This window comes from Runella sp. R0.1_18, assembly GCF_057652155.1.
This window is the reverse complement of the sequence record NZ_JBYFCK010000010.1, coordinates 135862-158322: the sequence shown is the minus strand read 5'-3', so window position 1 is coordinate 158322 and position 22461 is coordinate 135862. Positions and strand designations below refer to the sequence as shown.

General features: G+C 43.8%; 21 protein-coding genes. 13 read left to right on the top strand and 8 right to left on the bottom strand.

Annotated elements, in window-relative coordinates; translation table 11 throughout:
• Nucleotides 1-155: 155 nt before the first annotated feature.
• Both AC23P2_RS18420 and AC23P2_RS18415 read right to left on the bottom strand, forming a co-directional pair.
• Nucleotides 156-1469, bottom strand: coding sequence for a DUF4270 family protein (locus tag AC23P2_RS18420; RefSeq protein WP_487774621.1), 1314 nt, complete (start codon nt 1467-1469; stop codon nt 156-158).
• Between the two features lie 40 nt (nt 1470-1509).
• A complete protein-coding gene (locus tag AC23P2_RS18415; RefSeq protein ID WP_028526746.1) occupies nt 1510-2319 on the bottom strand; it encodes a glycogen/starch synthase in 810 nt (269 codons plus the stop codon).
• Between the two features lie 217 nt (nt 2320-2536).
• Here AC23P2_RS18415 and AC23P2_RS18410 point away from each other — a divergent pair, with 217 nt between their 5' ends.
• Together AC23P2_RS18410 and AC23P2_RS18405 are read left to right on the top strand one after the other, a co-directional pair.
• Entirely contained in the window at nt 2537-3778 is a 1242-nt protein-coding gene (locus AC23P2_RS18410; protein ID WP_487774556.1) for a DUF6786 family protein, read from the top strand.
• Between the two features lie 30 nt (nt 3779-3808).
• Nucleotides 3809-4291: a DinB family protein gene (locus AC23P2_RS18405; protein ID WP_487774555.1), complete on the top strand. Its 483-nt coding sequence runs from the start codon at nt 3809-3811 to the stop codon at nt 4289-4291.
• Between the two features lie 13 nt (nt 4292-4304).
• Here AC23P2_RS18405 and AC23P2_RS18400 read toward each other — a convergent pair whose 3' ends face one another.
• A complete protein-coding gene (locus AC23P2_RS18400; protein WP_487774554.1) occupies nt 4305-5144 on the bottom strand; it encodes a DUF2306 domain-containing protein in 840 nt (279 codons plus the stop codon).
• Nucleotides 5145-5351: 207 nt separating this feature from the next.
• Here AC23P2_RS18400 and AC23P2_RS18395 point away from each other — a divergent pair, with 207 nt between their 5' ends.
• From AC23P2_RS18395 to holA, 8 genes are all read left to right on the top strand, one after another.
• The gene (locus tag AC23P2_RS18395; protein ID WP_487774553.1) at nt 5352-6398 is read left to right on the top strand and encodes a sensor histidine kinase; all 1047 of its coding nucleotides are present in this window, start codon (nt 5352-5354) and stop codon (nt 6396-6398) included.
• On the top strand, nt 6385-7080 hold the full coding sequence (locus tag AC23P2_RS18390) for a LytR/AlgR family response regulator transcription factor (protein ID WP_487774552.1): 696 nt from the start codon (nt 6385-6387) through the stop codon (nt 7078-7080). The genes AC23P2_RS18395 and AC23P2_RS18390 overlap by 14 nt, the downstream gene beginning before the upstream one ends.
• A 137-nt stretch (nt 7081-7217) precedes the next feature.
• A complete protein-coding gene (locus tag AC23P2_RS18385) occupies nt 7218-9680 on the top strand; it encodes a zinc-dependent metalloprotease (RefSeq protein ID WP_487774551.1) in 2463 nt (820 codons plus the stop codon).
• A 395-nt stretch (nt 9681-10075) separates the two neighbouring features.
• On the top strand, nt 10076-10402 hold the full coding sequence (locus tag AC23P2_RS18380) for a hypothetical protein (RefSeq protein ID WP_487774550.1): 327 nt from the start codon (nt 10076-10078) through the stop codon (nt 10400-10402).
• On the top strand, nt 10399-10899 hold the full coding sequence (locus AC23P2_RS18375; protein ID WP_487774549.1) for a hypothetical protein: 501 nt from the start codon (nt 10399-10401) through the stop codon (nt 10897-10899). The genes AC23P2_RS18380 and AC23P2_RS18375 overlap by 4 nt, the downstream gene beginning before the upstream one ends.
• A 484-nt stretch (nt 10900-11383) precedes the next feature.
• Nucleotides 11384-13783, top strand: a complete 2400-nt coding sequence (locus AC23P2_RS18370) for a TonB-dependent receptor (RefSeq protein WP_487774548.1) — start codon at nt 11384-11386, stop codon at nt 13781-13783.
• Between the two features lie 353 nt (nt 13784-14136).
• Nucleotides 14137-15072 (top strand): D-2-hydroxyacid dehydrogenase, encoded by a 936-nt coding sequence (locus tag AC23P2_RS18365; protein WP_487774547.1) that lies wholly within the window; start codon nt 14137-14139, stop codon nt 15070-15072.
• 96 nt (nt 15073-15168) lie between these two features.
• Complete coding sequence (gene holA, locus AC23P2_RS18360) at nt 15169-16188, top strand: DNA polymerase III subunit delta (protein WP_487774546.1); 1020 nt, start codon at nt 15169-15171, stop codon at nt 16186-16188.
• A gap of 178 nt (nt 16189-16366) precedes the next feature.
• On the opposite strand, the gene AC23P2_RS18355 is transcribed toward holA, so the two are convergent.
• On the bottom strand, nt 16367-17035 hold the full coding sequence (locus AC23P2_RS18355; protein ID WP_487774545.1) for a DUF4230 domain-containing protein: 669 nt from the start codon (nt 17033-17035) through the stop codon (nt 16367-16369).
• A gap of 66 nt (nt 17036-17101) precedes the next feature.
• Here AC23P2_RS18355 and AC23P2_RS18350 point away from each other — a divergent pair, with 66 nt between their 5' ends.
• Nucleotides 17102-17515 carry a DoxX family protein gene (locus AC23P2_RS18350; protein WP_487774544.1) on the top strand — a complete coding sequence of 138 codons (414 nt, stop codon included), beginning with the start codon at nt 17102-17104 and terminating at the stop codon, nt 17513-17515.
• Between the two features lie 49 nt (nt 17516-17564).
• Here the strand turns inward: AC23P2_RS18350 and AC23P2_RS18345 are convergent, their stop codons facing one another.
• The 4 genes from AC23P2_RS18345 to folP form a co-directional block, all read right to left on the bottom strand.
• Nucleotides 17565-18233 (bottom strand): 3-keto-alpha-glucoside-1,2-lyase-like domain-containing protein, encoded by a 669-nt coding sequence (locus AC23P2_RS18345; protein WP_487774543.1) that lies wholly within the window; start codon nt 18231-18233, stop codon nt 17565-17567.
• Nucleotides 18234-18245: 12 nt separating this feature from the next.
• Nucleotides 18246-18986, bottom strand: coding sequence for a hypothetical protein (locus AC23P2_RS18340; protein WP_487774542.1), 741 nt, complete (start codon nt 18984-18986; stop codon nt 18246-18248).
• A gap of 133 nt (nt 18987-19119) precedes the next feature.
• Entirely contained in the window at nt 19120-19716 is a 597-nt protein-coding gene (locus AC23P2_RS18335) for a Crp/Fnr family transcriptional regulator (protein WP_487774541.1), read from the bottom strand.
• 21 nt (nt 19717-19737) lie between these two features.
• The gene (gene folP / locus AC23P2_RS18330; RefSeq protein ID WP_487774540.1) at nt 19738-20568 is read right to left on the bottom strand and encodes a dihydropteroate synthase; all 831 of its coding nucleotides are present in this window, start codon (nt 20566-20568) and stop codon (nt 19738-19740) included.
• A 44-nt stretch (nt 20569-20612) separates the two neighbouring features.
• Between folP and AC23P2_RS18325 the strand changes: the two genes are divergently transcribed.
• Complete coding sequence (locus AC23P2_RS18325) at nt 20613-21155, top strand: DUF1599 domain-containing protein (protein WP_487774539.1); 543 nt, start codon at nt 20613-20615, stop codon at nt 21153-21155.
• A gap of 169 nt (nt 21156-21324) precedes the next feature.
• Nucleotides 21325-22413: a BT_3928 family protein gene (locus tag AC23P2_RS18320; RefSeq protein WP_487774538.1), complete on the top strand. Its 1089-nt coding sequence runs from the start codon at nt 21325-21327 to the stop codon at nt 22411-22413.
• Nucleotides 22414-22461: the final 48 nt, after the last annotated feature.

Below are 22461 nucleotides of genomic sequence, written 5' to 3'. Positions count from 1 at the left end.
CAAACGTTTTATAGCTAAAAACTTTTTTAAAAAACTTGGTTTTATCCTATCAAAGTTAACAAAAAACCTTAAAAGTCAAGAAATATTACAAAAACAAAACGCGCAAAGGAGAATTTCCTTTGCGCGTTTTGCCTATGCTGTATTTTGCTTTATTCTTACTGAGCCGTTGTGTAAAACAACATCAATTTTATGTTTTCTTTGTTCGGCGTAATCGTCAAGCGATCCAGTTTATTGTTCATAAACGGATAGTAACTACTCAAGGGTTGCCCACTGGTTGAGTACGACTGTACTTCTGGTGCTCCACTTATTGGCATCAATAATAAACCTGGATTTTTCTTAAACCCGACGGCCAATGCTTGCAAATAAGTGGTCAAGATGAAGTTATAATTGCGCGTTTTGGTAGAGTAAACTACCACTTGTGGCAAAATATAGCTCTGGAAAGTAGTGGCATCATTAGGCACCAAAAGCTCCGTATCACCTTTGGTTCTCAACAAGCGGTTAGAAGCATCCGTTTCTGCCAATGCCAATCCTATTGGCAAAGTATAAATGGAGTTCGTTCCCTCAGGCCAAGTGGGGGTAATCAATAGCTCGGCGCGGTTAATGGCAATCCCCTTTTGTTTGAACAATTCTTGCAAGTAAGGAATCTCAAGTTTCGTCACAATCCCAAGGGCATCTTGAATGTAGTTCAACCCACCTGTTTCGCTGGCAGCGAGAGGTTTGAGAGGTTGAATTTTGCTCAGTGCCGTACCTTGGCGATCAGCCTCTACGTGATTAAAACGCTTATTGATAAAAAACGTTTTCACCAGGGCAATTGTATCAGCAGTGTTGTGATAAAACAAGTTCAGCGTAATGCCAGTTGATTGGGGAGAAATTCCAATCACAGAAGCATTGGTAGCAGCAGGAACAAACGTCAACCCTTTGATTGTCTGGGTAAACTTTGCGATGGTACTAGCCTCTGGCTTACCGTTCAAAGCAAAGATTTCTTGTCCAAATGCATCTGGGAGCCTCATTGTCACCAACGACGACGTTCTTGGGGTTGGATAAAACGTATGACTTGCCAGCGGTGTTGACGAATAAGGTACTGTACTGTTGTTGTAGTACATCTTACCCGTCAGGAGCGTGTCTGTCAAACGGTGAACTGCCATCTGAAACGGCTTCAGCGTATCCCCATAATAATAATTGTAAGACAAGCTAATAGACACCGAGTCAAAGGCATACACGTTGGTATTGGTCGTTCCATCCGCGTTCAAGTTCAAATTAAGTGTACTTGTAAACTCCACAAATGACTGTGCTTTCACCTTTCCAAAGATGGGGTCATTGTAAGCACCCACCAATATTCGTTGGGCGTTTGAGGTGCGCACCGAGTCCAATAGCACAGTACTTGTACGTACTGTCAGGGTATCGACAAACTTAACATCGGCAATTACTTCGGGCGGAAGTCCAATTTCTTTAGGAGCTTCGCACGACATCAAGGCCAAAACCAATAAGGTGAGGGTGCTTAGGCTAAGTTTAGCCAGCCAATTCGTTGTAAAGGTTGTAATACGTCTCGGTAAAGTTTTCGTCTTCTTCGACCAGTTCCAACTTGCGTTCGGGCAATTCATCAAAAATTTGGTTTAAACTTTCACTAAAATCATCGTCAGCTTTTACTACGGCATCTGCATACGCACATCCAATTTTGACAAATCCCTCAAAATCAGCCGAACGTAGATGCGCCAGTGCCTCGTCGCTAACGTCCATGGCTTTGGCTTTTTCTAAAATGGCGTCTTCAAACTTATAGTTGAAGGCATTGTTATACACCGTAAAAACGCACTTGGTATCCTTAAACATCGGATCATTTTTATAGGTCGTCTTTAAGTACAATGGGATGAGAGAAGTCATCCAATCGTTACAGTGTACAACGTCAGGCGCCCAGCCTAACTTTTTGACGGTTTCGAGTACGCCTTTACAGAAAAAGATAGCACGTTCATCGTTGTCGTCAAAAAAATTGTTGTCTTTATCTAAGAAAACGGACTTACGATGAAAATAGTCTTCGTTGTCTATAAAATAAACTTGTAGTTTAGCGCTCGGTATCGATGCCACCTTGATTACTAGGGGTTTCTCATCGTCACCGACCGAAATATTAATACCAGAAAGACGAACTACTTCGTGAAGACGGTTTTTACGTTCGTTGATAAGTCCAAAGCGGGGCACTAAAATGCGAATTTCCATGCCGCGCTCCTGCATTGCTTGGGGCAGTTTTCGTACGTATTCTGCTACCTCGGTAATTTGGAGAAAAGGATTTATCTCACTGGCTACATACAAAATCCGTAGTTTACTCATAGGCTTTGGTGAAGCTTGATTGGATTGGTTTTGAAGAAAAATTTTGCAAAATTATACAAAATTTTCGCGAATTTCAACCACCATGGGCGATATTTATTTCACTCCGTATGCCTCACAAGTCACTTTGTCCATCGGTTTTGAGTATGTTTTGCCAATCATACACTTTTGGGATAAATTATACGTTCAACTACCCAAATCGCTAATACACTCTCATCCAATGAGTTCAAACAAAATCGCCTACTTTTTGCGCACCGCAGTAGTCATTTTTGGGCTAGGGACGGTAGAGTTTAGTTGTTCAACCTCCCCTCAAGACACCATGTCCGCTCGTTTTCATACCTTTGGTACAGATTTAGCTTTTTTAAAGAAACACCAGCCGCCACTCGTTCTCTCTTCGCCCGATGATGACTCGGCGCAGGTTGCCGTTGTGGCAGCGCTACAAGGTCGGGTGATGACATCTACTGCGGGTGGTTCTACGGGCAACAGCTACGGCTGGCTTAATTATAAACTACTCGAATCGGGCAAATTTACGCCCCACATGAGTGCTTTTGGTGGCGAAGAACGCTTTTGGCTAGGGCCTGAAGGCGGACAATTCTCTGTTTATTTTGAAAAAGACAAAGACTTTGTTTTCGATAATTGGCAAGTACCCGCCTTGATAGACTCTGAGCCGTTCGATTTGGTTTCATCCGAAAAAGCCAAAGCCTCGTTCCGCAAAAAAGCCAAACTTACCAACTACTCAGGAACGACTTTTGACATTGAGATTCTGCGTAGTGTAGAAGTAATGAGCAAACTTTCGGTCGAAACCATCCTACAACTTCCCCTCAAAGACGTCAAAGTGGTCGCGTACGAGACCATGAACCAGGTGATTAACCAAGGCGCTGATTGGAAAAAAGAAACAGGGCTACTTTCCATTTGGATTTTGGGCATGTTTAATCCCACGCCCAAAACCACGGTCATTGTTCCTTTCAAAAATACCCCCAACGCCAAAAGCTTAATCAACGATAGCTATTTTGGCAAAGTACCTGCCGAACGACTCATCATCAAGGACAATGTTTTGTATTTTGCTGCTGACGGCAAACACCGTAGCAAAATCGGTCTCCCTCCGAGCATTGCGGAGCCCGTCATGGGCAGCTACGATTCCGAAAAAGGCGTGCTCACCATCGTTACTTACGACCTTGACCCTAGTGGCGATTACGTAAATTCACTCTGGGAACTTCAAAAAGAGCCCTACAAAGGCGACGCAGCCAATTCGTACAACGATGGTCCAGTGGCCGATGGTACCCAAATGGGTCCGTTCTATGAATTGGAATCGTCGTCACCTGCTCGTGAGCTCAAAAAAGGCCAAATTCTCGGTCACCGCAGTCGTACCTTCCATTTTGAGGGATTAGAGTCACAACTCGAACCCATCGCCAAACGGTTCTTGGGCGTGTCGTTGAAAGAAGTAGCAGCATTGGAGAAGTAAAGCAAAGGGTAAAACAACGTTTATTGTGTTATGTTGGTTACGGTGAAAAAAAGTATTTGGAATCAATTGGGAGCGAGTATTGACATGCTCGAAAATGCCATTCGTTGTTGCCCCGATGAAGTGTGGGATACTGAGCGTAAGTTTTGGTACCAAGCTTTTCATACACTCTTTTTTCTTGATTATTACTTGACCACTTCACCCAAAACGTTTACGCCGCCGCCGCCTTTTACCTTCTCCGAATTTGAAGACACCCTCCCCGAAAGGGTTTATTCTCCCGACGAATTACTTGGGTATCTACGCTATTGTAGGGAAAAAGGCCAAACGTTTGTCAGCCAGTTAACATCTGAAACCGCCGAAGCACGTTGGGTCAATCAGTCAGAAACCATGAATTATTCGATGGTAGAAATACTGCTGTACAACATGAGGCACGTCCAGCACCATGCGGCACAACTTAACCAACTCCTGCGTCAAGAGATTAACCAAGCCCCTGATTGGGTATTTCGAGCTACTTAGCAACCGTCATATTTCACATTCTAGGTATCCACAATCCCATTGTAGCGGCTACAATCCCCACCAACATTAATCCCGTAAGCAAAAAAAGCAATGAAGCGGTAGCTCGTTGAAGTAAGGGCTTTGATGGGTTTTTCTGGGCATAGAGATACAGTTCAAATACCATCAAAGCCACAGGAAGGGCATAAATGGCAATGGCTAGAAACCACAAAAATGGCCCGTCAAATGTTTTTGGGTCAAACCCTGCGGGGCCACCGTTGAGCATCAACCAAGCCATCAAGCTCACCCGAAAAAACCATACGCCATTCGACACCAAGTAGAGCCGAATAGCCCACTGACGGTGTTTCACAAAATCGCGTTGACGGGCATAATGAAATGCAAGAAGTGCAAAAACAACCATATAAACGGCCTGAATCGAAATGGCAATGTGCTGCAAAAGCTCTCCCACCGCCCCACGCGTCCATACCATAATGAGTCCATCAAGAGCTATCAGAATCGCCGTTAGGATATACGTTCTTCCAAGCCAACGGTGAACGGTTTTGAAGCGATTTCTTAGCCGAGGAATCAGTTGCAAAGGCCCGCCTACCACCATTATAAGCGCAAAAAATACGTGGGCAGCTACAATTAAGTTTCCCGTCAAATCGTCCTTTACATAGCCGTGGGGTAACACTTTATTCCACTTCTCCCATTCACCTGACAAGGTCGATTTGCCATAAAACAGCGCAATGTATAGCCCAAAAATCCACTGGCCCAAGGTGGCAGCGACAAACCAACTTTTGACGCTTAGGTCGAGGTAATTTTTCCCAACTCTTGGGCTATTTGAAAGTTGTAATGAAGGTAGTTCTTTTGTTTTCATGTTGATAAAAGGCGTGTTTTTTTTACAAAGTTGGTGGCTGTTTGGCGTACGACCAGCCATTTTATGACGACCGATTTTACCTTCCAACTCTTTTTGTTGACGTTAATCGTCCGTTGGTTGACGTTCGTGGAAATAGTGTTGACTCTCGCCGCATTCTTTGCTCTCTTTGCTTAATTTTACAAACGGTCACTATTGATTATCAGCGGAATGATGAGTAAACCTTTCAAGACAAGCTGTTGGATTTTGTTGTCTTATTTTGCCATTTGGTACGTGGCGATGGCCTTCGAGTGCAACGGCGAATGGAGCTGTTTTTTTACCGCAGTGGCCATTTTCTCTTTGGCAATCGGCTTTGTTTCTTTTTTAAATTTGTTCTTATTTCATCAAGCCATTCCGTTTATTCGTAAGCAATCCAAACAATGGCGCTGGGTCACATTACTAGTGGCAGCAATGCTGTTCATGCTTACGTTCGGGTTTGCAGGTTGGTGCAAATTTGCGGCCTACATTTTTGGGCTTGACCCACTCAACGACATGCCCTTTACGTTGAAAGGGCTATCCACCCGCTTCTTTTTCCAAGTCGTTGGTATCTTGTATTTTACGTTGATTAAACTGATTGTAGATTCGTACGAACTGAGGCTTAAAAACCAACGCTTAGTCATTGAAAAACAACAGTCTGAATTGAGCTTTTTAAAGTCGCAAATCAACCCACACTTTCTTTTCAATACCCTCAACAACATTTACGCTTTGGCCAGAGAAAAATCCGACCAAGCCCCTCACAACGTGTTACGATTATCGGAAATGCTGCGGTACATGCTCTATGAAACGGGCGGCGGGCTCGTAAGTGCCGATAAAGAAATTAAAATCATCGAAGATTACTTGGAGCTTGAGCGAATGCGCTATGACGAGACGCTCAATATCCAATTTAAGGTGCAGCTGGAGGAGTCTCAAACGTTGATTCCACCGTTGTTGATGATTCCTTTGGTCGAAAACGCCTTCAAACACGGGGTTTCAGAAACACTCCAGCAAGCATTTGTCCACATTCGGCTTGCAGTTCGCCAGCAGGAGTTACGTTTAGAAATTGAAAATTCAAAGGAAGAAAACCAAGAAGCAACAACCTCCCAAGAAGGAATCGGGATTCGGAATATTCGTCGGCAGTTAGAGCTGTTATTTCATTCCTACCAGCTTCAACTCGAAAATCGGGGACAAACGTTTTTTACCCAACTCACCATTGACCTCAACAGCTATGCAAAAAATTAAGTGCATCATTGTCGAAGATGAACCTTTGGCCGTCAAAATCCTGAAAGATTATTGCGAATCTTTACCCCAACTCGAACTCATCGCTACTTTCCGAGACGCCATCAATGCGGGGCTTTTTCTCCAATCTACGGCCGTTGACCTTATCTTTTTGGATATTCATTTGCCCAAATTAAAAGGCTTGGCGTTTTTACGAACCTTGATGCACCCGCCCGCCGTCATCGTTACCACGGCTTACCACCAATACGCCGTCGAGGGGTTTGAACTAAACGTCGTTGATTATTTACTCAAACCGTTTTCATTTGAACGCTTTGTGACCGCAACCAATAAGGTCATCAAGGCCATTGGTACCCAGCCACTCATTGAAAAAGAAACTCCAACCAAAGATCTTTCTTGCTTTTTGAGCATCGACCGAAAGAAAGTACGTATTGTGTTTGACACGGTGTTGTATGTCGAAAGTGCCCGTGAATACATTCGAGTAATGACGACGCAAGGTGAGTTTAAATCAAAAATGAGCACGCACGAAATCGAAGCACTCCTCCCCTCCAGCCAGTTTGTTCGGATTCATCGCTCGTTTATTGTTGCCATTGACAAAATTGAAATTTATACCAAAGAAGAAGTCATCGTTCAAGGGCAAGCGCTTCCCATTGGAAAAGCGTTCAAGAGCGCACTAACGCGGGTGTAGCTGCCGCAAAAAAAACCGTATAAGTCGATTTCTGTGGGTGCGGATACCTCCTTTTTCCTAAAAATTAGGTTTCTTTGTAGAACCCCCTTCGTGGGGAGTAGTCTAACCAATCAACAACCTAATCTACCCAATTATTTATGAAAAAACTCCTATTACTGGCGTTGTTTTCGACCTCCCTCTACGCCCAAAATCCCATTGAAACCTTCACCAAAGACATGGAGAAGAAAGACGGTTTTTTACCGTACTACTGGGATGCTAAAAAAGGCAAAGTCTATCTTGAAATTAAGCAGTTCGACACCGAACTCCTCTACTACCCTACCCTTTCGCAAGGCATCGGTTCCAATGACATTGGCCTTGACCGTGGTCGCTTAGGGCAAGAGCACGTGGTTAAATTTCAGCGTACGGGCAACAAGATTTTAATGCTGGAACCCAATTACGCCTACCGTGCCGTTAGCAAGGACCCGCTAGAACGCCGTGCGGTAGAAGAATCTTTTGCGCAATCAGTGCACTGGGGATTTGAGGTTTTGGCCGAAAACGCAGGCACAGCCCTCGTGGACCTTACACCTTTTTTGATGCAAGACGCCGTAGGAGCCAGTCAAGGCATTTCGCGCACACGCCAAGGTTCGTTTCGACTGGATGCTTCTCGTTCGGCCATGTATTTGCCCAACACCAAAAACTTTCCTCAAAACACGGAGTTTGAAGTAACTATTACCCTCACGGGCGATTCCCCTGGTGCTTACTTGCGAGAAGTGGTTCCTACCGCCTCCATCGTGACCATGCGTCAGCACCATTCTTTTGTCCAACTTCCTGACAATGACTACCAACCGCGCGCCTTCGACCCTCGCATTGGGTACATTTCTACGTCTTATTATGACTATGCCACGCCCATCAGTGAGCCGATTGAAAAGCGCTACATCGTTCGTCACCGTTTGAAGAAAAAAGACCCTAGCGCGGCCCTCAGTGAGCCCGTGAAGCCGATTGTGTATTACATCGACCCAGGTGCTCCAGAACCCATTCGTTCGGCCTTGGTTGAAGGTGCCAAATGGTGGAATCAGGCGTTTGAAGCAGCGGGTTACAAAGATGCTTTTCAGGTAAAATTGCTCCCTGCCGACGCCGACCCGATGGACGTTCGTTATAACCTCGTTCAGTGGGTGCACCGTTCTACGCGCGGATGGTCGTACGGGGCTAGTATTGTGGATCCTCGCACGGGCGAAATTTTGAAAGGAAAAGTGACGTTAGGTTCGCTACGGGTACGTCAAGATTATTTGATTGCGCAGGGTTTGGTGGGTAATTTCCAAACCGATACCAGCAACGTAGAAGATATGTTGGGCATGTCGATTGAGCGCTTAAAACAGCTTTCGGCGCACGAAATTGGGCATACGCTGGGGCTTCCTCACAACTACGTAGCAAGCATTCACAACCGCGCTTCGGTCATGGATTATCCGCACATGTTGGTCGAATTGAAAAACGGGAAAGTGGATTTATCCAATGCCTATGACAAAAAAATTGGCGATTACGACAAATGGTCTATCATCTGGGGCTACCAAGATTTTCCAAAAGGAACAGATGAGAAAAAAGCCCTCAATACCATCGTGGACCAAATGTACGGCAAAGGCTTGTATTTCTTGACCGACCAAGACGCTCGCCCCGAAGGAAGTGCCCATCCTCATACTCACTTGTGGGACAATGGCGCAAACGCTACGGCCGAATTGAAGCGCATTTCTGAAGTTCGGAAAGTGACATTGAGTAATTTTGACGAACGCAAACTACGCACAGGTACTCCGATGAGTTCGTTGGAAGAAGTGTTTGTACCCATGTATATGTTCCACCGTTTTCAGGTAGAAGCTACAGCTAAAGTTATAGGCGGCGTCAATTATAAGTTTACCGTAAAAGGCGACAAAGACCTTACCACCACGCCTGTCAACGGACTTGAGCAACGCGAAGCCTTGGAAACCCTCCTCCAAACACTTCAGCCTGATTTCTTGAAAGTACCCGAAACGGTATTGAAACTCACACCTCCGCGCGCCTTCGGCTACGACGCCAATCCCCGCGAAACCTTCAAACGCCGTACAGGACTGGTTTTTGACCCACTAGGCCCACCCGAAGCCTCGGCGGGCTTGACGTTACGGATGTTGCTTAACCCAGAGCGTTTGAGTCGTTTGGTGATTCAGTCGTCGTTCCATCCGTCGTTGTTGAGTTTGGAAGAAACCCTTGATAAACTCATCGGTGCCACTTGGAAATCAAACGCGTCGCGGGCGGGTTACGAAGGCGAAATAGCACGTTTGGTAGATAAAATGGCGCTCGAAAAACTAATTGAATTATCGAACAATAAAGAAGTAACTCCTCAAGTACGAGCTGTTATCATGCTCAAATTGAGAGACTTAAACTTCTGGCTACAAAATCGTGGTATTTCGGACGCCAAACAAAAAGCGCATAATCTATTCGCTATCCACCAAATCGAAACGGCTAAAAATCGCCCCTCTGATGTAACGACCACTACCCCAATGACTCCGCCAGAAGGCCAACCTATCGAATCAGGATACGACTGGTTAGCTCCTGCTTGTGACTGGGAATTGCCTACATTTTCAAAAGGACATTAGCAGTGCTAGCAGTGCTGCGGGGTGCTCACACCCCGCCCCATCAATAAACAACCTTGGAAGGTCTTTTTTTACCCTTGATAGACCTTCCAAGTTTTGGCTATTAACCTGATTAACCAAACAAACTTGGCAGGTCTTTTTCTAAAGACTTTCCACAAGATGCAACGTGGGAAGTCTTTTTGTTTCTATGGATAAAGTAACAAACAATTTAACTTTTCCAAGACCATGCTACCTATCTTCAAAAGCACTCTACTGATCTGTGTGTGGCTTTCATCGGTTCTTCCAGCTTTTTCCCAAACCTCCGCTGTTTCTGAACGATTTATAGGAAGTACCCCTTGCGGAAGTATCTTTCAGCCGCTGCTTGCTATGCCACCATCCGCTGCTTGTGATTTTATCAAGTGGGAAATTATCTTCCAACGAGATGCCCCCAGACACAGGCCCCCACAACTTTTCAGCTACAGGCTACGTACGGGGTATATCAGCCCAATACCAATCTTTTTACAGGAGGCGGCACTCCCGTAACGGTTACTGGAAAATGGGATACAACACAAGGGACAAAAAACAATCCCAATACCCTCGTCTATCGCCTTCTGTCCGACCAGCCCGACAAAACGCTCTCGTTTGTAAAAATGGACGACAATCTTTTACACCTCCTTTACGGAGATAAAAGTTTGATGATTGGGACACCTAGCCATAGCTATACCTTTAACAAAACTTTGCCATGAAAACGCTTCTTCATTTTACCTTTTTCCTTCTATTTTCGGCTGCCCTTATCGCTCAAAATACGCCGCCCATCGTACCTACCTCCCGCCCTATCCCATCTGGCCCTGAAGTGCTTGGAATTTTTGCAGGGCGTTGTCCTTGTCAGCAAATCGCTGCCTTGTTAAAAGCAACCGTTTCCAGCGAATGTTTTAAAAGTAAGTGGGAAATAACCCTCTTCCATGACCCCAAAACGCATCAGCCGACCACTTATCAGTTGATAGGAACGGCATTTCGCAAAAAAGACCAAAACGGCGTTTGGAAAATTAGTAAAGGAATAAAGAACGACCCAGAAGCCACTGTTTACGAACTAGAAATGGATAACGCTACCTTACGGCTTCTCAAGGCTGATGACAATCTACTTTTTATGTTAAACCATGACCGAAGCCTTTTGGTGGGCAATGAGCTATTTAGCTACACGTTGAATCGTATCGAAAAAAAGCCATTGAGTGCATCAAAATAAACATCCCTTGTCAGATATTTAACCAAACGCTTTACCAAGGCATTCTGATAATTGAGGTTTTGAGAAACCTCGGCAGTTGGTTTTGAGAAACCAACTCCACATGCAATGAGAAACCAACTCCACGCGAGGTGGTGTCAGATTCTCAAATCTGACACAAAAGGGTTTCTCAAAACCCAATTTAAACAAACTTGGAAGGTCTTTTTTTACTCTTATAGACCTTCCAAGTTTCATTGTACCTCAAAAAACAAACTTGGAAGGTCTTTTTTTTACCCTTATAGACCTTCCAAGTTTTACCAGTACCTCAAAAAACAAACTTGGAAGGTCTTTCACAAAAAAATTTCCTTTCGTGCAACTTTCTACAAAAACATTTCTCTTTGCTGTAACCATTTAAAAAAGGGACAGTATCCACATTAAAATTCATTCACTAACTACCACACAAAGAATACAGCCAACACCCATTTAACAGCCACCTCTGGTTAACATCATGAAACAGTTATTCTTAGTAGCCCTCTTGCTAGGGGGTATCGGGACTTCGTTTGCCCAAAAATCAAAAATCTCAGGCTTTTTGCTTGATTCCACTTCCAAACAAGCCGTTGAGTTTGCAACCGTAGCCTTGTTGAAAGACAGCAAAATTTTGGAAGGAACCACCACCGAAGTCACTGGTAAATTTAACTTTAGCAAGGTGAGTGGTGGCACTTACCAACTCAAAATCACCTTTGTGGGCTACCGCGACAAAATCATCAATAACGTAGTAGTAACCGAAGGAAATGACCTCGACCTAGGGGTAATTTCGTTTGCACAAGCTGCCCAGCAACTCCAAGAAGTGCAGGTCGTTGAGCAAAAAGCTTTGTTTGAAGACAAACCCGACCGTTTGGTTTATAATGCCGAAAAAGACATTACCATCAAAGGGGGAAACGCGGGCGATGTACTTCGTAAAATTCCAGCGGTGGCAGTGGATTTGGATGGCAACGTAGAACTCCGAGGTAGCTCAAATATCAAAGTATTAATTAATAACAAGCCCTCCAACTTAATGGCCAAAAGTGTAGCGGAGGTGCTCAAATTAATTCCTGCCGATGACATCAAACAAATTGAGGTCATCACTTCCCCCTCAGCCAAATACGACGCGGAAGGTACGGCAGGAATTATCAACATTATTACGAAACGGAACACCCTTCAAGGTGTCAATGGCAAAGCCAATACCTCCATTGGGCGCTGGAATGACAGCTACAATGGCAACCTAAATTACCGTAAAAAAAGCGTAGGGCTGGCAGCCCGTGGTGGGTTTAACAAATGGCGCAATTTGGGCGAAAACTCCGTGACACGCATCACTACCCTTGAAAATTACCAAACCCAACTTCTCCAGACAACGTCGTTCAAAGGCACTGGAGAAAATATGTACGGCAACCTTTCGGCTGAATGGGACATTGATTCGCTCAATCGGCTTAGTGCAGGGTTAAATTTTTATGACGGCAAAAATGCCATGAATTTTGATTACGTCAACGACTTTACAGCCCCTAGCGAGCCTCGTTCGTTGTTTACCAGAAAGCTTTATCGGATTTATGATTGGAACGGTGGAACCCTGAACTTCGACTACAACAAGTCATTTAAAAAGCCCAAAAAAGAGTTTAACATCTTAACCATGCTTTCTAAAGAGGTCGATGACAGCTACTACAACCTCGACCAGCTCAACGCTGAAAATGCCATTTATTACCGCGAAAAAAGCCCCAACGCAAGCCGAAATCACGAAGGAACGATTCAAATTGATTTTACCAATCCGTTGGATAGCGTAAGCACCCTAGAAATCGGAGCAAAAGCCATCTTGAGAAACGTTAAAAGCGATTACCGCGTCGCTACTGCCTTAGACGGTTCTAGCGATTTTCAGGACGTTCCAGCCTTGGCCAACATCTTTGATTATAACCAACAAGTCGCTTCGGGCTACGTCGCCTACTCGCGCGTTTCTAAAAACAAATGGGGTATCAACGCAGGTGCTCGCTACGAACACACGTTTATCCAAGCGGCGTTTTTGGCAGGAACGGTTCCGTTTTCAAGCAGCTATGGCAACATCATCCCTAACCTTAGTTTGTCGCGAAATCTCCCTAAAAATCAGAAGCTAAAATTGAGTTATTCGCAACGAATTCAGCGGCCAATGCTTTGGTTTTTGAACCCTTACGTCAACGCCAGCGAACCCAAAGCTACTTATTCGGGCAATCCTTTCCTGAAACCCGAGCTGACCCACAGCGCCGAAGCGAGTTATAATGTTTACATCAAAGAATCGTCGGTCAATGCGGTGTTGTTTATGCGTCAAACCAACAATGCCATCGAGCGCATTCGGACGGTCAACGAAGACGGTTCAACCCACTTGACATTCCAGAACATCTCTCAAAATATTTCATACGGACTGACCTTGAGCGGAAGTACAAAAATCAAGAAATTTTCGGCCAATACATCCCTCAACCTTTATTATAACATCCTGAACAGTCCAGTATTACAAGCCAAAAACGAAAACTGGATGTATCGTATCAACTTAAACGGTACCTACGATTTTGGTAAAGGTTTGAAAGCGCAGTTTTTTGGCTTCTTCAACTCCCCTCGCGTCATGTTACAAGGCAAAGTCAGTGGCTATGCCTATTATAACCTAGCCTTACAAAAGGAAGTTTTGAAGAAGAAAGGAACAATTGGGCTGGGAGTTGACAATATTTTTGCTCCGTTCTTAGAACAGAAAATTACGTTTGCCTCTCCCACCTTTACGCAAGAAGGGAGCAGCAAATACTTCAACCGTGGCTGGCGCGTGAGTTTTTCTTATGAATTTGGGAAAATGAGCAGCCAACCTCAGCGCAGTAAAAAAAGCATCAGCAACGACGACAAAAAAGGCGGAGAGAATTAAGCGCTTACGTACTAGGATGTTGAGGGTTTCTCAAAACCCAATTCTCGTGCTGAGGGTTTCTCAAAACCCGAACTCGACGGGTTTTGAGAAACCCTCAGCACAAACAGGAAACCCTCAACACAAACAGGAAACCCTCAGCACAGCCCCCCTCTGTTAATCAAAAAATAGATTTGAAATAATGACCAACAGAAAGAACACCACGATCACGATGAGGTAGTAAAACAAATCGATAAAAGGATAGTCGTGGCGATTTAATTTATCCAACCATTTATTTAGCATAGCATTAATGAGTTAATTTTGGGGCGAGCAACCAGCAGGTTGTCGAGAAAGAGGATACTTAGCTCACAAATCTAATGCAAATTTTTGTAAATACGCCCTTCAACGAAGCCCTCCGCCACACCTTGCGCGAAGCGTTTCCTGCGGGACATCAGTTGGTATTTAAAATAGAAATTCCTCAGGATGAACATCATGACGCTTTTCGTCGGGCCGATGCCATTTTGGGCAACCCACCTGCGGCGTGGTTTACGGAAGCCCCTGCTCAATTGAAATTTTGGCAACTCGAATCGGCGGGATTTGATGGATACAAGCACTTATACCTTCCCAACGTGACTATTTGTAACCTTGCCGATTATTTCTCCGTACCCTGTGCCGAAACCATTATCGCAGGTATTCTCGCTTTTTATCGGGGGTTAGAAGAACTTACCTTGTTAAAAACCGAAAAACGCTGGGTGGGCTCGCCAATTCGCTACCGTTTGGGATTACTCACGGGCAAGCGAGTAGTGATTTTGGGCGCAGGCAGTATTGGCCAAACCGTCAAAAAAATGCTCTCGGGCTTTGATTGTAACATTCAAATGGTCGCACGGTCACACCCCGATGCCACCATTCACACCCCCGAAGCGCTCCTTGCCATTCTTCCCCAAACCGACCTAGTAATCAACTGCTTGCCAGGAGCAGCCAGAGGATTTTTTACGGAAGATATGATTAATGAAATGCCTCCGAGTGCTGTATTTGCCAACATTGGCCGTGGTTCTACCGTCGATGAACCAGCGTTGATAAAAGCCTTACAAGAACAGCGTCTTGCGGGAGCGGTACTCGACGTGACAGAAGAAGAACCTTTGCCAAGTACTCACCCGTTTTGGAGCATGTCAAACGTGATTTTAACCCAGCACACGGGCGGCGGACAGGCCAACGAACAGGAAGGAAAAGTTACTATTTTTGCCGATAATTTCCGACGCTTTATTGAAGGACGACCTCCATACAATCAAATAAATTTATCAAAAGGATATTAGAGAGTATCGAATGTCGAGTGCAGAATGTCGAATATTGTTACTCAAATTCGACACTCTGCACTCTGCATTCGACACTCCATTTTGACATTCAAAAAAATGGTTCTCTCCCCCGAACAGGCGCTCAAAGAAATACGCCAAAAGAAAATTCAACCGCTGTATTTTATTCACGGCGACGAACCTTATTACATTGATTTATTGGCCGATGCTCTTGAAAAAGCAGTAGTTCCTGAATCAGAAAAAGGGTTTAATCAGTTTGTACTTTTTGGAAAAGATGCCGATGTAGGTACGATTCTCAACTACGCACGTCGCTTTCCGTTTATGTCGGAACGGCAACTGGTGTTGGTCAAAGAGGCCCAACAATCCAACGGCCTTGATAACAAAGACAAATCGGCCCTTTTGGACGACTACGCCACTCGTCCGTTGTCATCCACGGTATTGGCTTTGTGTTTTCAGGGGAATTTTGACATGCGGAAAGCCTTGCCCAAAACTTTTGAAAAACACGGTGTACTGGTACAGTGCAAAAAAATGTACGACAACAAACTTCCTGATTGGGTGGGCGAACACGTACGTAGCTTAGGCGCCAAAATCAGCATCAAAGCGATTCAGATGTTGGTCGAAAACATTGGGAATGACCTCAAACGCATCACCAGCGAAATCGACAAAATCTTGCTCAATCTCACCGCTAGTGAAGAAATAACGGCGGCCGTGGTGGAAAAATACGTGGGAATTAGCAAAGAATATAATGTGTTTGAATTGCAAAAAGCGTTGATTCAACGCGACGTGATTAAGTCTAACAAAATAGCTAATTACCTCGCAGCCAACACAAAAGAAAACCCATTACCACAGGTGCTTATTATTTTGTATAACTTTTTTAGTAAGGTGCTCGTCGTTCACGGGACGCAAGACAAATCGGAAGGACACCTTGCTTCGGTATTAGGCGTTAGTCCTTTTTTTGTCAAAGATTACCTATCAGCGGCGCGGCAGTATTCGTTGGGGCACGTGGCCAAAGCCATCAGGGCCTTGCGCCAAGCCGATAATGCTTCTAAAGGGATTGAGTCAGGTTCTAAAGACGAACAAGCCATTATGCAAGAGCTTGTGTTTACTATTTTGCATTAAATTGATGTGTAGCGTGTTCGCGGTGTGGTGGTTACTCGCGATGGTGTGTCGCGGTTGCTCACAACCGCGAAAAGGGTTGCTTACAACCCATTGAATAGCGGCGGGTTTTGAGAAACCCGCCGCACAAATGAGAAACCCGCTGCACAAATAAGAAACACGCTGCACAGCCCGTTGCCCATCACGCTTCGTCTTTAGGCAAAAGCTTGGGTTCGGCATTTATTTCTTCATAGTTGCTAAAGTCTTCCAACCGTTTTTGATTGGCTTCGGGGAGCTGCATATTTATCTTCCAGTTCATCGAAGCGGCCAATTGGTACATCATAAACTGAACTTGATTATTGGCAATGCGGGGCAAATCACCCTCCAATGCTTTTTCGTTCATGGCTTGTTTGGCATCCACCAGCAAGTTGGTATAATCTTCGTGGCTAAAGCGATTCCAGATGCCATTTTCGATGTCATAAAACTTATAATCGGTATCAATAGAAAGTACCTCAGGCTCAGGAAAATACTCAATGACCATTTGGTTGGTGGTTTCATCAAGACGAAAACGCATTTTGGCAAAATCGAACCCAACCAACACCTTTGCTTTGGCAATCACCAAGGCTTTTTTGGAGTTTTTGAACAAATACAAAAACTTTTTATCGTCCTTATAATCAAATATTTCCGTAAAATATCCTTCGGCCATTACGACTTTAAACACCTTTTCAATCCGCTCCAGCAAAATGGTGGACGATTGGGTGGCTTGGCCCAATTGGGCATTTTTTCGATTGGCGACGTAAAACAGGCCATATCCCACCGCCCCGCCTAAAAGTAGGGTAATTACAAAAAACAAAAGTGTAGAAAGTCCCATAAAAAGTTGAATTTTGCGAAAGTTAGCAAAATTTAAGTATCGTTTTTAGTCAACCAAATTTCAACCATGTTAGCATTTTTTAAACCATCGTCTCAACAAACTTACACTGATTTAGGGCTTTTGGTACTCCGTATTTTCGTTTTTGTTTTACTCATTCCTCACGGTTACGACAAACTACTTAGCTTCCTCGACGGCGCCAACGACTTCCCAGACCCGTTGCACGTGGGAGTTCGGCTTTCGCATTTTATGACCATTTTGGGCGAAGTATTCATTCCGTTGCTGCTCATTTTCGGGTTATTTACGCGAATAGCAGCCGTGGTAGAGATCGGGCTTTTCTTGGTCATTGCTTTTGTCATTCACGGCAGTGATCCATTGGGCGACAAAGAGCACGCTCTTTTGTACTTAGTCCCTTCGTTAGCGTTGTTACTGACAGGTGCTGGTAAGTATTCGTTGGATACAGCGTTTTTTCAGAAAAAATAAAGTATTTGGTCGGGCTACGCATAGCCCGACCAAGTATTTCAACGTTATTTTAATTATTAACGACCTTTAAATCCCTAAAATACCCCTCAGTACCTACATCCACAAACAAGCCGATACCACCTGCATTGTTTTCCCCAAGCTTTAAATCATTCACAATCAAAGACGGGTACTTGTTATCATTCAAAAACAGTTTTGCCTGTTTCTCTTTTACCTCAATTTTGATTTTTATCCATTCATTCAGGCCCATATCTGCGTAAGATTCATACTTTTCAGGCGACTCCTTTCGTAGGCGGTCAAATTTAAAATCGGGATAAGCGAAATATTGGATAGAGTGATTTCTACGAACTTGGTCGTCGGCTCGGCCATTGGTTGGACGGATGTACATACACTCAAATTGCGAATTGTCTTTTTTGATTCGATACGCTACTCCAATAAAACCACGAGCTGTTGACGATGCATTTTTTTCTAATCGACTCAACACCATTACCTCGATTATTCCATCTTTGAAATCAACGTCTTTGAGACGGACAAAGGTAGGTTCATCTACCTCTTTTACAGTAGAGTCTTTGTTTACTTTCAAAACCGCCTTTCCTTCCAGCTTTTCCAAAGACACATAAACTTTATTTGGCAATATACCCTTGGTTTCCAACGGAATAGTTTGCGCCAAAACGCTTTCAAAAACGACCAATAGAAGAATTAATAATCGCAGCTTTTTCATCCGAAAATTAGGTTAAATATCGTTTACTTTTTCACTTCTTGTCCTTGGCTTCAAAGCCATTTTGGTAACTTTCAAATCCTTGAAATAGCCAATTGTACCAATATCAACGTACAGGCCAACAAAGCCTTTCTTGGTTTTACCTAACATTTTGTCCACTACAAAAGAAGAGTATTTGAGATTGTTAACAAACATATCTGCCGATTCTCCATTGACTTCGACCCTCATCGTAATCCACTCATTCAATGCCACGGGAGCAGCACCTTCGTATCTGAAAGGAGCAATTTTTCTCAAGGTGTCAAATTTAAAATTAGGATAAGAAAAATATTGAACAGTGTGATTTCTATGTAATTGATTATCAGACCTCCCTACTTTGGGACGTAGATAGATGGACTCCCACTCAGAATCATCTTCCTTTATTCTAAAATAGACACCAATAAACCCTGCAATACCTGAATAAGGCGCTGGATTTTGTAACTGACTGTACATTTTAACTTCAATAGTACCATTCTCAAAATCATTCAAATCAAGAAGTCGAGCGTAATGACGGTCGTCCACAGTTGCTTCTAATTTTTTTTCAACAAAAGGAAAAGCTTTTAAATCGCGTTCTAATTTCAGTGCCTTTTTCCCCTGAAAATCGATAACCGAACCCGTCACATTGTGCAATTCAAATGTCTGTTTCCCAAATTTTACTGTTTGACCGAAGGAGGCAACCACCACCCAAAAGTGGAGAACCAAGTTGATAATTTTTGACATAGAAGGGATCGATAAAAATTTTGCTTGATATACAATGCAAAAGTAGGGCAGTGGGAAGTTCCACGCCCTTAATCTATCGTAGGAAATACCCTTAACCTAGATTAAGCCACTTTGACAAGGTCATAGAACTTTGTCAAAGTTTTCGGCTTACATCTTTTCGAATTTTACTCAAAAACTCAGGCGTAATGCCCAGATAGGACGCAATTTGGGTGTTTGGAAGTCTTGAAGCTAGCTTAGGATATTGCTCTAAAAAACTCAGATACCTTGTTTCGGCAGTAGAACTGAAGGTTTGCAAAACCCGATTTTGCAGTTCTACAAATTTGTTTTCAACAATTACTTTAAAGATACGGTCGAGCTTAGGAATATTGATATACAAAAAATACAAATCGTGCTGTTCGATTTGCAACACTACCGACGGCTCAATGGCTTCTATAAACAATTGGCTTGGTTTTTTGGAGTGAAAACTTCCAATGTCCATAATCCAGTCGTTTTCGGCCGCAAATTGAATGTTGTGTTCGTTGCCTCTATCATCCACTCCGTACATTTTAAAACAGCCCTCCACCACAAACGAATAATGTTTACAAAGAAATCCTTCCTGTAATATCATCTGTCGGCGTTTGATGGTTCGTTGGGTTACTCGGCTTTTAATACTGGTTATTTCATCTTCCGTAAGCGGAATAAATGTGTTGAAATAACTGATTAAGCTGTCCTCTTCCATAGTTGTTTTCATCAAAAATCTTTTGTCAGCGCTCTATCCTTGAAGCAATCGAACCAACTTAACTACTTCGATTGCCTCTTTCACGTCATGGACGCGAAGGATATTGGCGCCATTGAGAATGGCCACCGTATTGAGGGCGGTGGTGCCATTGAGCGATTGGTCAGGAGTAATATCTAGTTTTCGCCAAATCATTGATTTCCGCGAAACGCCCACCAACAGCGGCACGCCCAATGCTTCAAATGCCTGTAATTCACGCAAAAGGACGTAATTTTGGTCCGCATTTTTAGCAAAACCAAAGCCCATATCCGCCACAATGTCTTTCACCCCCAACTGACGAAGTTGGTAAATTTTAGCTTGCAATTCCCGCAGTACGTCCGTCACCAAATCATCGTATTGGTTGAGTTCTTTCATCGTTTGGGGAGTGCCACGGCTGTGCATAAGAATGTACGGTACGTTCAGCTCCACCACGGTTTCAAACATCAACGGGTCAAGGTTTCCTCCCGCAATGTCGTTGATAATATGTGCGCCTGCTTCAATGGATTTGCGCGCCACCGACGCCCGAAAGCTATCTATTGATATAATGGCCTCAGGGAAACGCTTGCGCAGCATCTCGACCACGGGCAGCACGCGGTTAAGCTCTTCTTCTTCACTGACGGCATCGGCACCTGGGCGGGTCGAGTGCCCACCAATATCGAGCATCGAAGCCCCTTCCGAAAGCATTTTATCGGCTTTTTTATAGGCATCTTCAATTTGCAACACCCGACTCCCTGAGAAAAAGGAATCTGGGGTAACGTTGAGAATCCCCATTACCTGCGGAGTTGACAAGTCGAGCAACTTTCCAGCGATATTCAGCGTTTTTTTCATAATTTCGCGGCGCACACTGTGCCATGTTAACTGTTAATTGTTTTATGCAACAAACTGAGCGCGAATATCGGAGTGTTATCACTCGCTGCAAAGACATTTTTACCAAAAAGAACCAAGATTACGGCCCCTCGTGGCGAATTCTGCGTCTTCCTTCCATTACGGATCAAATTTTTATCAAAGCCCAACGCATCCGCACGCTCCAAGAAAACGGTTTTTCTAAAGTGGATGAAGGCGAAGTGCCTGAGTTTATTGGTATCATCAACTACTGTGTAATGGCCCTGATTCAGATACAATTAGGTGACAACAAAGGAATGGATTTTACGGCCACCCAGCTCACCGAACTGTACGACACCCAAATGAACGAAGTATATGAATTGTTGTTCAACAAGAACCATGACTACGGCGAAGCATGGCGCGATATGCGGGTTAGTAGCATGACGGATATTATTTTGATGAAGCTATTTCGCATCAAACAAATTGAAGATAACGAAGGAAAAACGATTATTTCGGAAGGAGTAAAATCTGGTTATCAAGACATTATCAACTATTCGGTGTTTTGTCTTATTAAACTTGGACAAGCACATTAACCTTTCATTAACAGTTACTTTTGGCTTAATTTTTGAAATTTGTAGTCAATTTATAGCACACAGATGACACGGATTGAACTGATTTACACTGATTCAGTCCTCTTTAATCCGTTTATTCTGTGTTCCATTTTTTAGTACAATGCAACCCAAACGAATCTAACGATAACGAATGAAAATTTTAGCTCACATTGTCCGCTTTTTAGTTGGAGGAATCTTTATTTTTTCGGGTTTAGTTAAGCTCAACGACCCAGTCGGTACTCAAATCAAGCTGGAAGAATACTTCGAGGTATTTGCTACTGATATGCCATTCATGCACGATTTTTGGATGGCCTTGGTTCCGCTTGCACTCTATTTTTCGGTATTGATGTGTGCTGCCGAAGTGATTTTAGGCGTAGCCCTCATTGCCTCTTGGCGTTTGAAGCAAGTCAATTGGATCCTGCTTGCCCTCATTGTCTTCTTTACTTTCTTAACGTTCTATTCGGCTTATTTCAACAAAGTAACCGACTGCGGTTGCTTCGGTGATTTCTTAAAGCTCAAGCCTTGGACTTCCTTTACCAAAGACATTGTCTTATTGGTTTTAATCATATTCCTTATCTGGCAAAGCAAGGTATTCCGCAGCCTTCCTACGGGTTCATTGGTGGCCTTTTCGGCTATTTTTTCCATTGCTTTGGCCATTTACGCCATTCGCTACCTCCCTCCTGTTGACTTTTTGCCATACAAAATTGGCAACAACATTCCTCAATTAATGCAACCTTCGGAACCTCTCCGCTATAAATACATCATGGAAAAAGATGGTAAAACCGAAGAGTTTGAGAAATTCCCGACTGACACCACTTATAAGTACAAAGAAATGGTACTTATCAACGAAAGCGCCAAACCAAAAATTACCGACTACAAGGTTTGGAACAACGAAGGTGATTTTACGCAAGAAACGTTCACGGGTAAAAAACTCATCATCATCATCAAAAACGGCCCCGACTTGAACGTCGCAAGTTTGGCCGAAATCCGTTCGTTGATTAATTCGTTGAAAGGTACGGGGGTTGAATCCTTGATTTTAACTTCAAATAGCGATGCCGAAATTCAAGAGATTCGGAAAGCCTATGCCCTTGATATCCCTTATTACTCGGCCGATGGCACCGTTTTAAAAACTATTTCGCGCTCCAATCCAGGCATTTGGCTTATGAAAGACGGTACTGTCAAAGGCAAATGGCACTACAACACCACGCCTGATAAAGAAGAAGTGTTGGGTAAATTATAACAGCTTCCATAACCTCCCGAAAGTTTTGAACTTTCGGGAGGTTTGAAA

Bases quoted from the DNA above. Each gene is read 5' to 3' on its own strand.
- AC23P2_RS18410 (WP_487774556.1), top strand. From the start codon at position 2,537: ATGAGTTCAAACAAAATCGCCTACTTTTTGCGCACCGCAGTAGTCATT.
- AC23P2_RS18405 (WP_487774555.1), top strand. From the start codon at position 3,809: ATGTTGGTTACGGTGAAAAAAAGTATTTGGAATCAATTGGGAGCGAGT.
- AC23P2_RS18420 (WP_487774621.1), bottom strand. From the start codon at position 1,469: ATGTCGTGCGAAGCTCCTAAAGAAATTGGACTTCCGCCCGAAGTAATT.
- AC23P2_RS18375 (WP_487774549.1), top strand. From the start codon at position 10,399: ATGAAAACGCTTCTTCATTTTACCTTTTTCCTTCTATTTTCGGCTGCC.
- AC23P2_RS18325 (WP_487774539.1), top strand. From the start codon at position 20,613: ATGCAACAAACTGAGCGCGAATATCGGAGTGTTATCACTCGCTGCAAA.
- AC23P2_RS18350 (WP_487774544.1), top strand. From the start codon at position 17,102: ATGTTAGCATTTTTTAAACCATCGTCTCAACAAACTTACACTGATTTA.
- AC23P2_RS18345 (WP_487774543.1), bottom strand. From the start codon at position 18,233: ATGAAAAAGCTGCGATTATTAATTCTTCTATTGGTCGTTTTTGAAAGC.
- AC23P2_RS18340 (WP_487774542.1), bottom strand. From the start codon at position 18,986: ATGTCAAAAATTATCAACTTGGTTCTCCACTTTTGGGTGGTGGTTGCC.
- AC23P2_RS18385 (WP_487774551.1), top strand. From the start codon at position 7,218: ATGAAAAAACTCCTATTACTGGCGTTGTTTTCGACCTCCCTCTACGCC.
- AC23P2_RS18390 (WP_487774552.1), top strand. From the start codon at position 6,385: ATGCAAAAAATTAAGTGCATCATTGTCGAAGATGAACCTTTGGCCGTC.
- holA (WP_487774546.1), top strand. From the start codon at position 15,169: ATGGTTCTCTCCCCCGAACAGGCGCTCAAAGAAATACGCCAAAAGAAA.
- AC23P2_RS18320 (WP_487774538.1), top strand. From the start codon at position 21,325: ATGAAAATTTTAGCTCACATTGTCCGCTTTTTAGTTGGAGGAATCTTT.
- AC23P2_RS18370 (WP_487774548.1), top strand. From the start codon at position 11,384: ATGAAACAGTTATTCTTAGTAGCCCTCTTGCTAGGGGGTATCGGGACT.
- AC23P2_RS18365 (WP_487774547.1), top strand. From the start codon at position 14,137: ATGCAAATTTTTGTAAATACGCCCTTCAACGAAGCCCTCCGCCACACC.
- AC23P2_RS18415 (WP_028526746.1), bottom strand. From the start codon at position 2,319: ATGAGTAAACTACGGATTTTGTATGTAGCCAGTGAGATAAATCCTTTT.
- AC23P2_RS18395 (WP_487774553.1), top strand. From the start codon at position 5,352: ATGATGAGTAAACCTTTCAAGACAAGCTGTTGGATTTTGTTGTCTTAT.
- AC23P2_RS18400 (WP_487774554.1), bottom strand. From the start codon at position 5,144: ATGAAAACAAAAGAACTACCTTCATTACAACTTTCAAATAGCCCAAGA.
- AC23P2_RS18335 (WP_487774541.1), bottom strand. From the start codon at position 19,716: ATGAAAACAACTATGGAAGAGGACAGCTTAATCAGTTATTTCAACACA.
- AC23P2_RS18355 (WP_487774545.1), bottom strand. From the start codon at position 17,035: ATGGGACTTTCTACACTTTTGTTTTTTGTAATTACCCTACTTTTAGGC.
- folP (WP_487774540.1), bottom strand. From the start codon at position 20,568: ATGAAAAAAACGCTGAATATCGCTGGAAAGTTGCTCGACTTGTCAACT.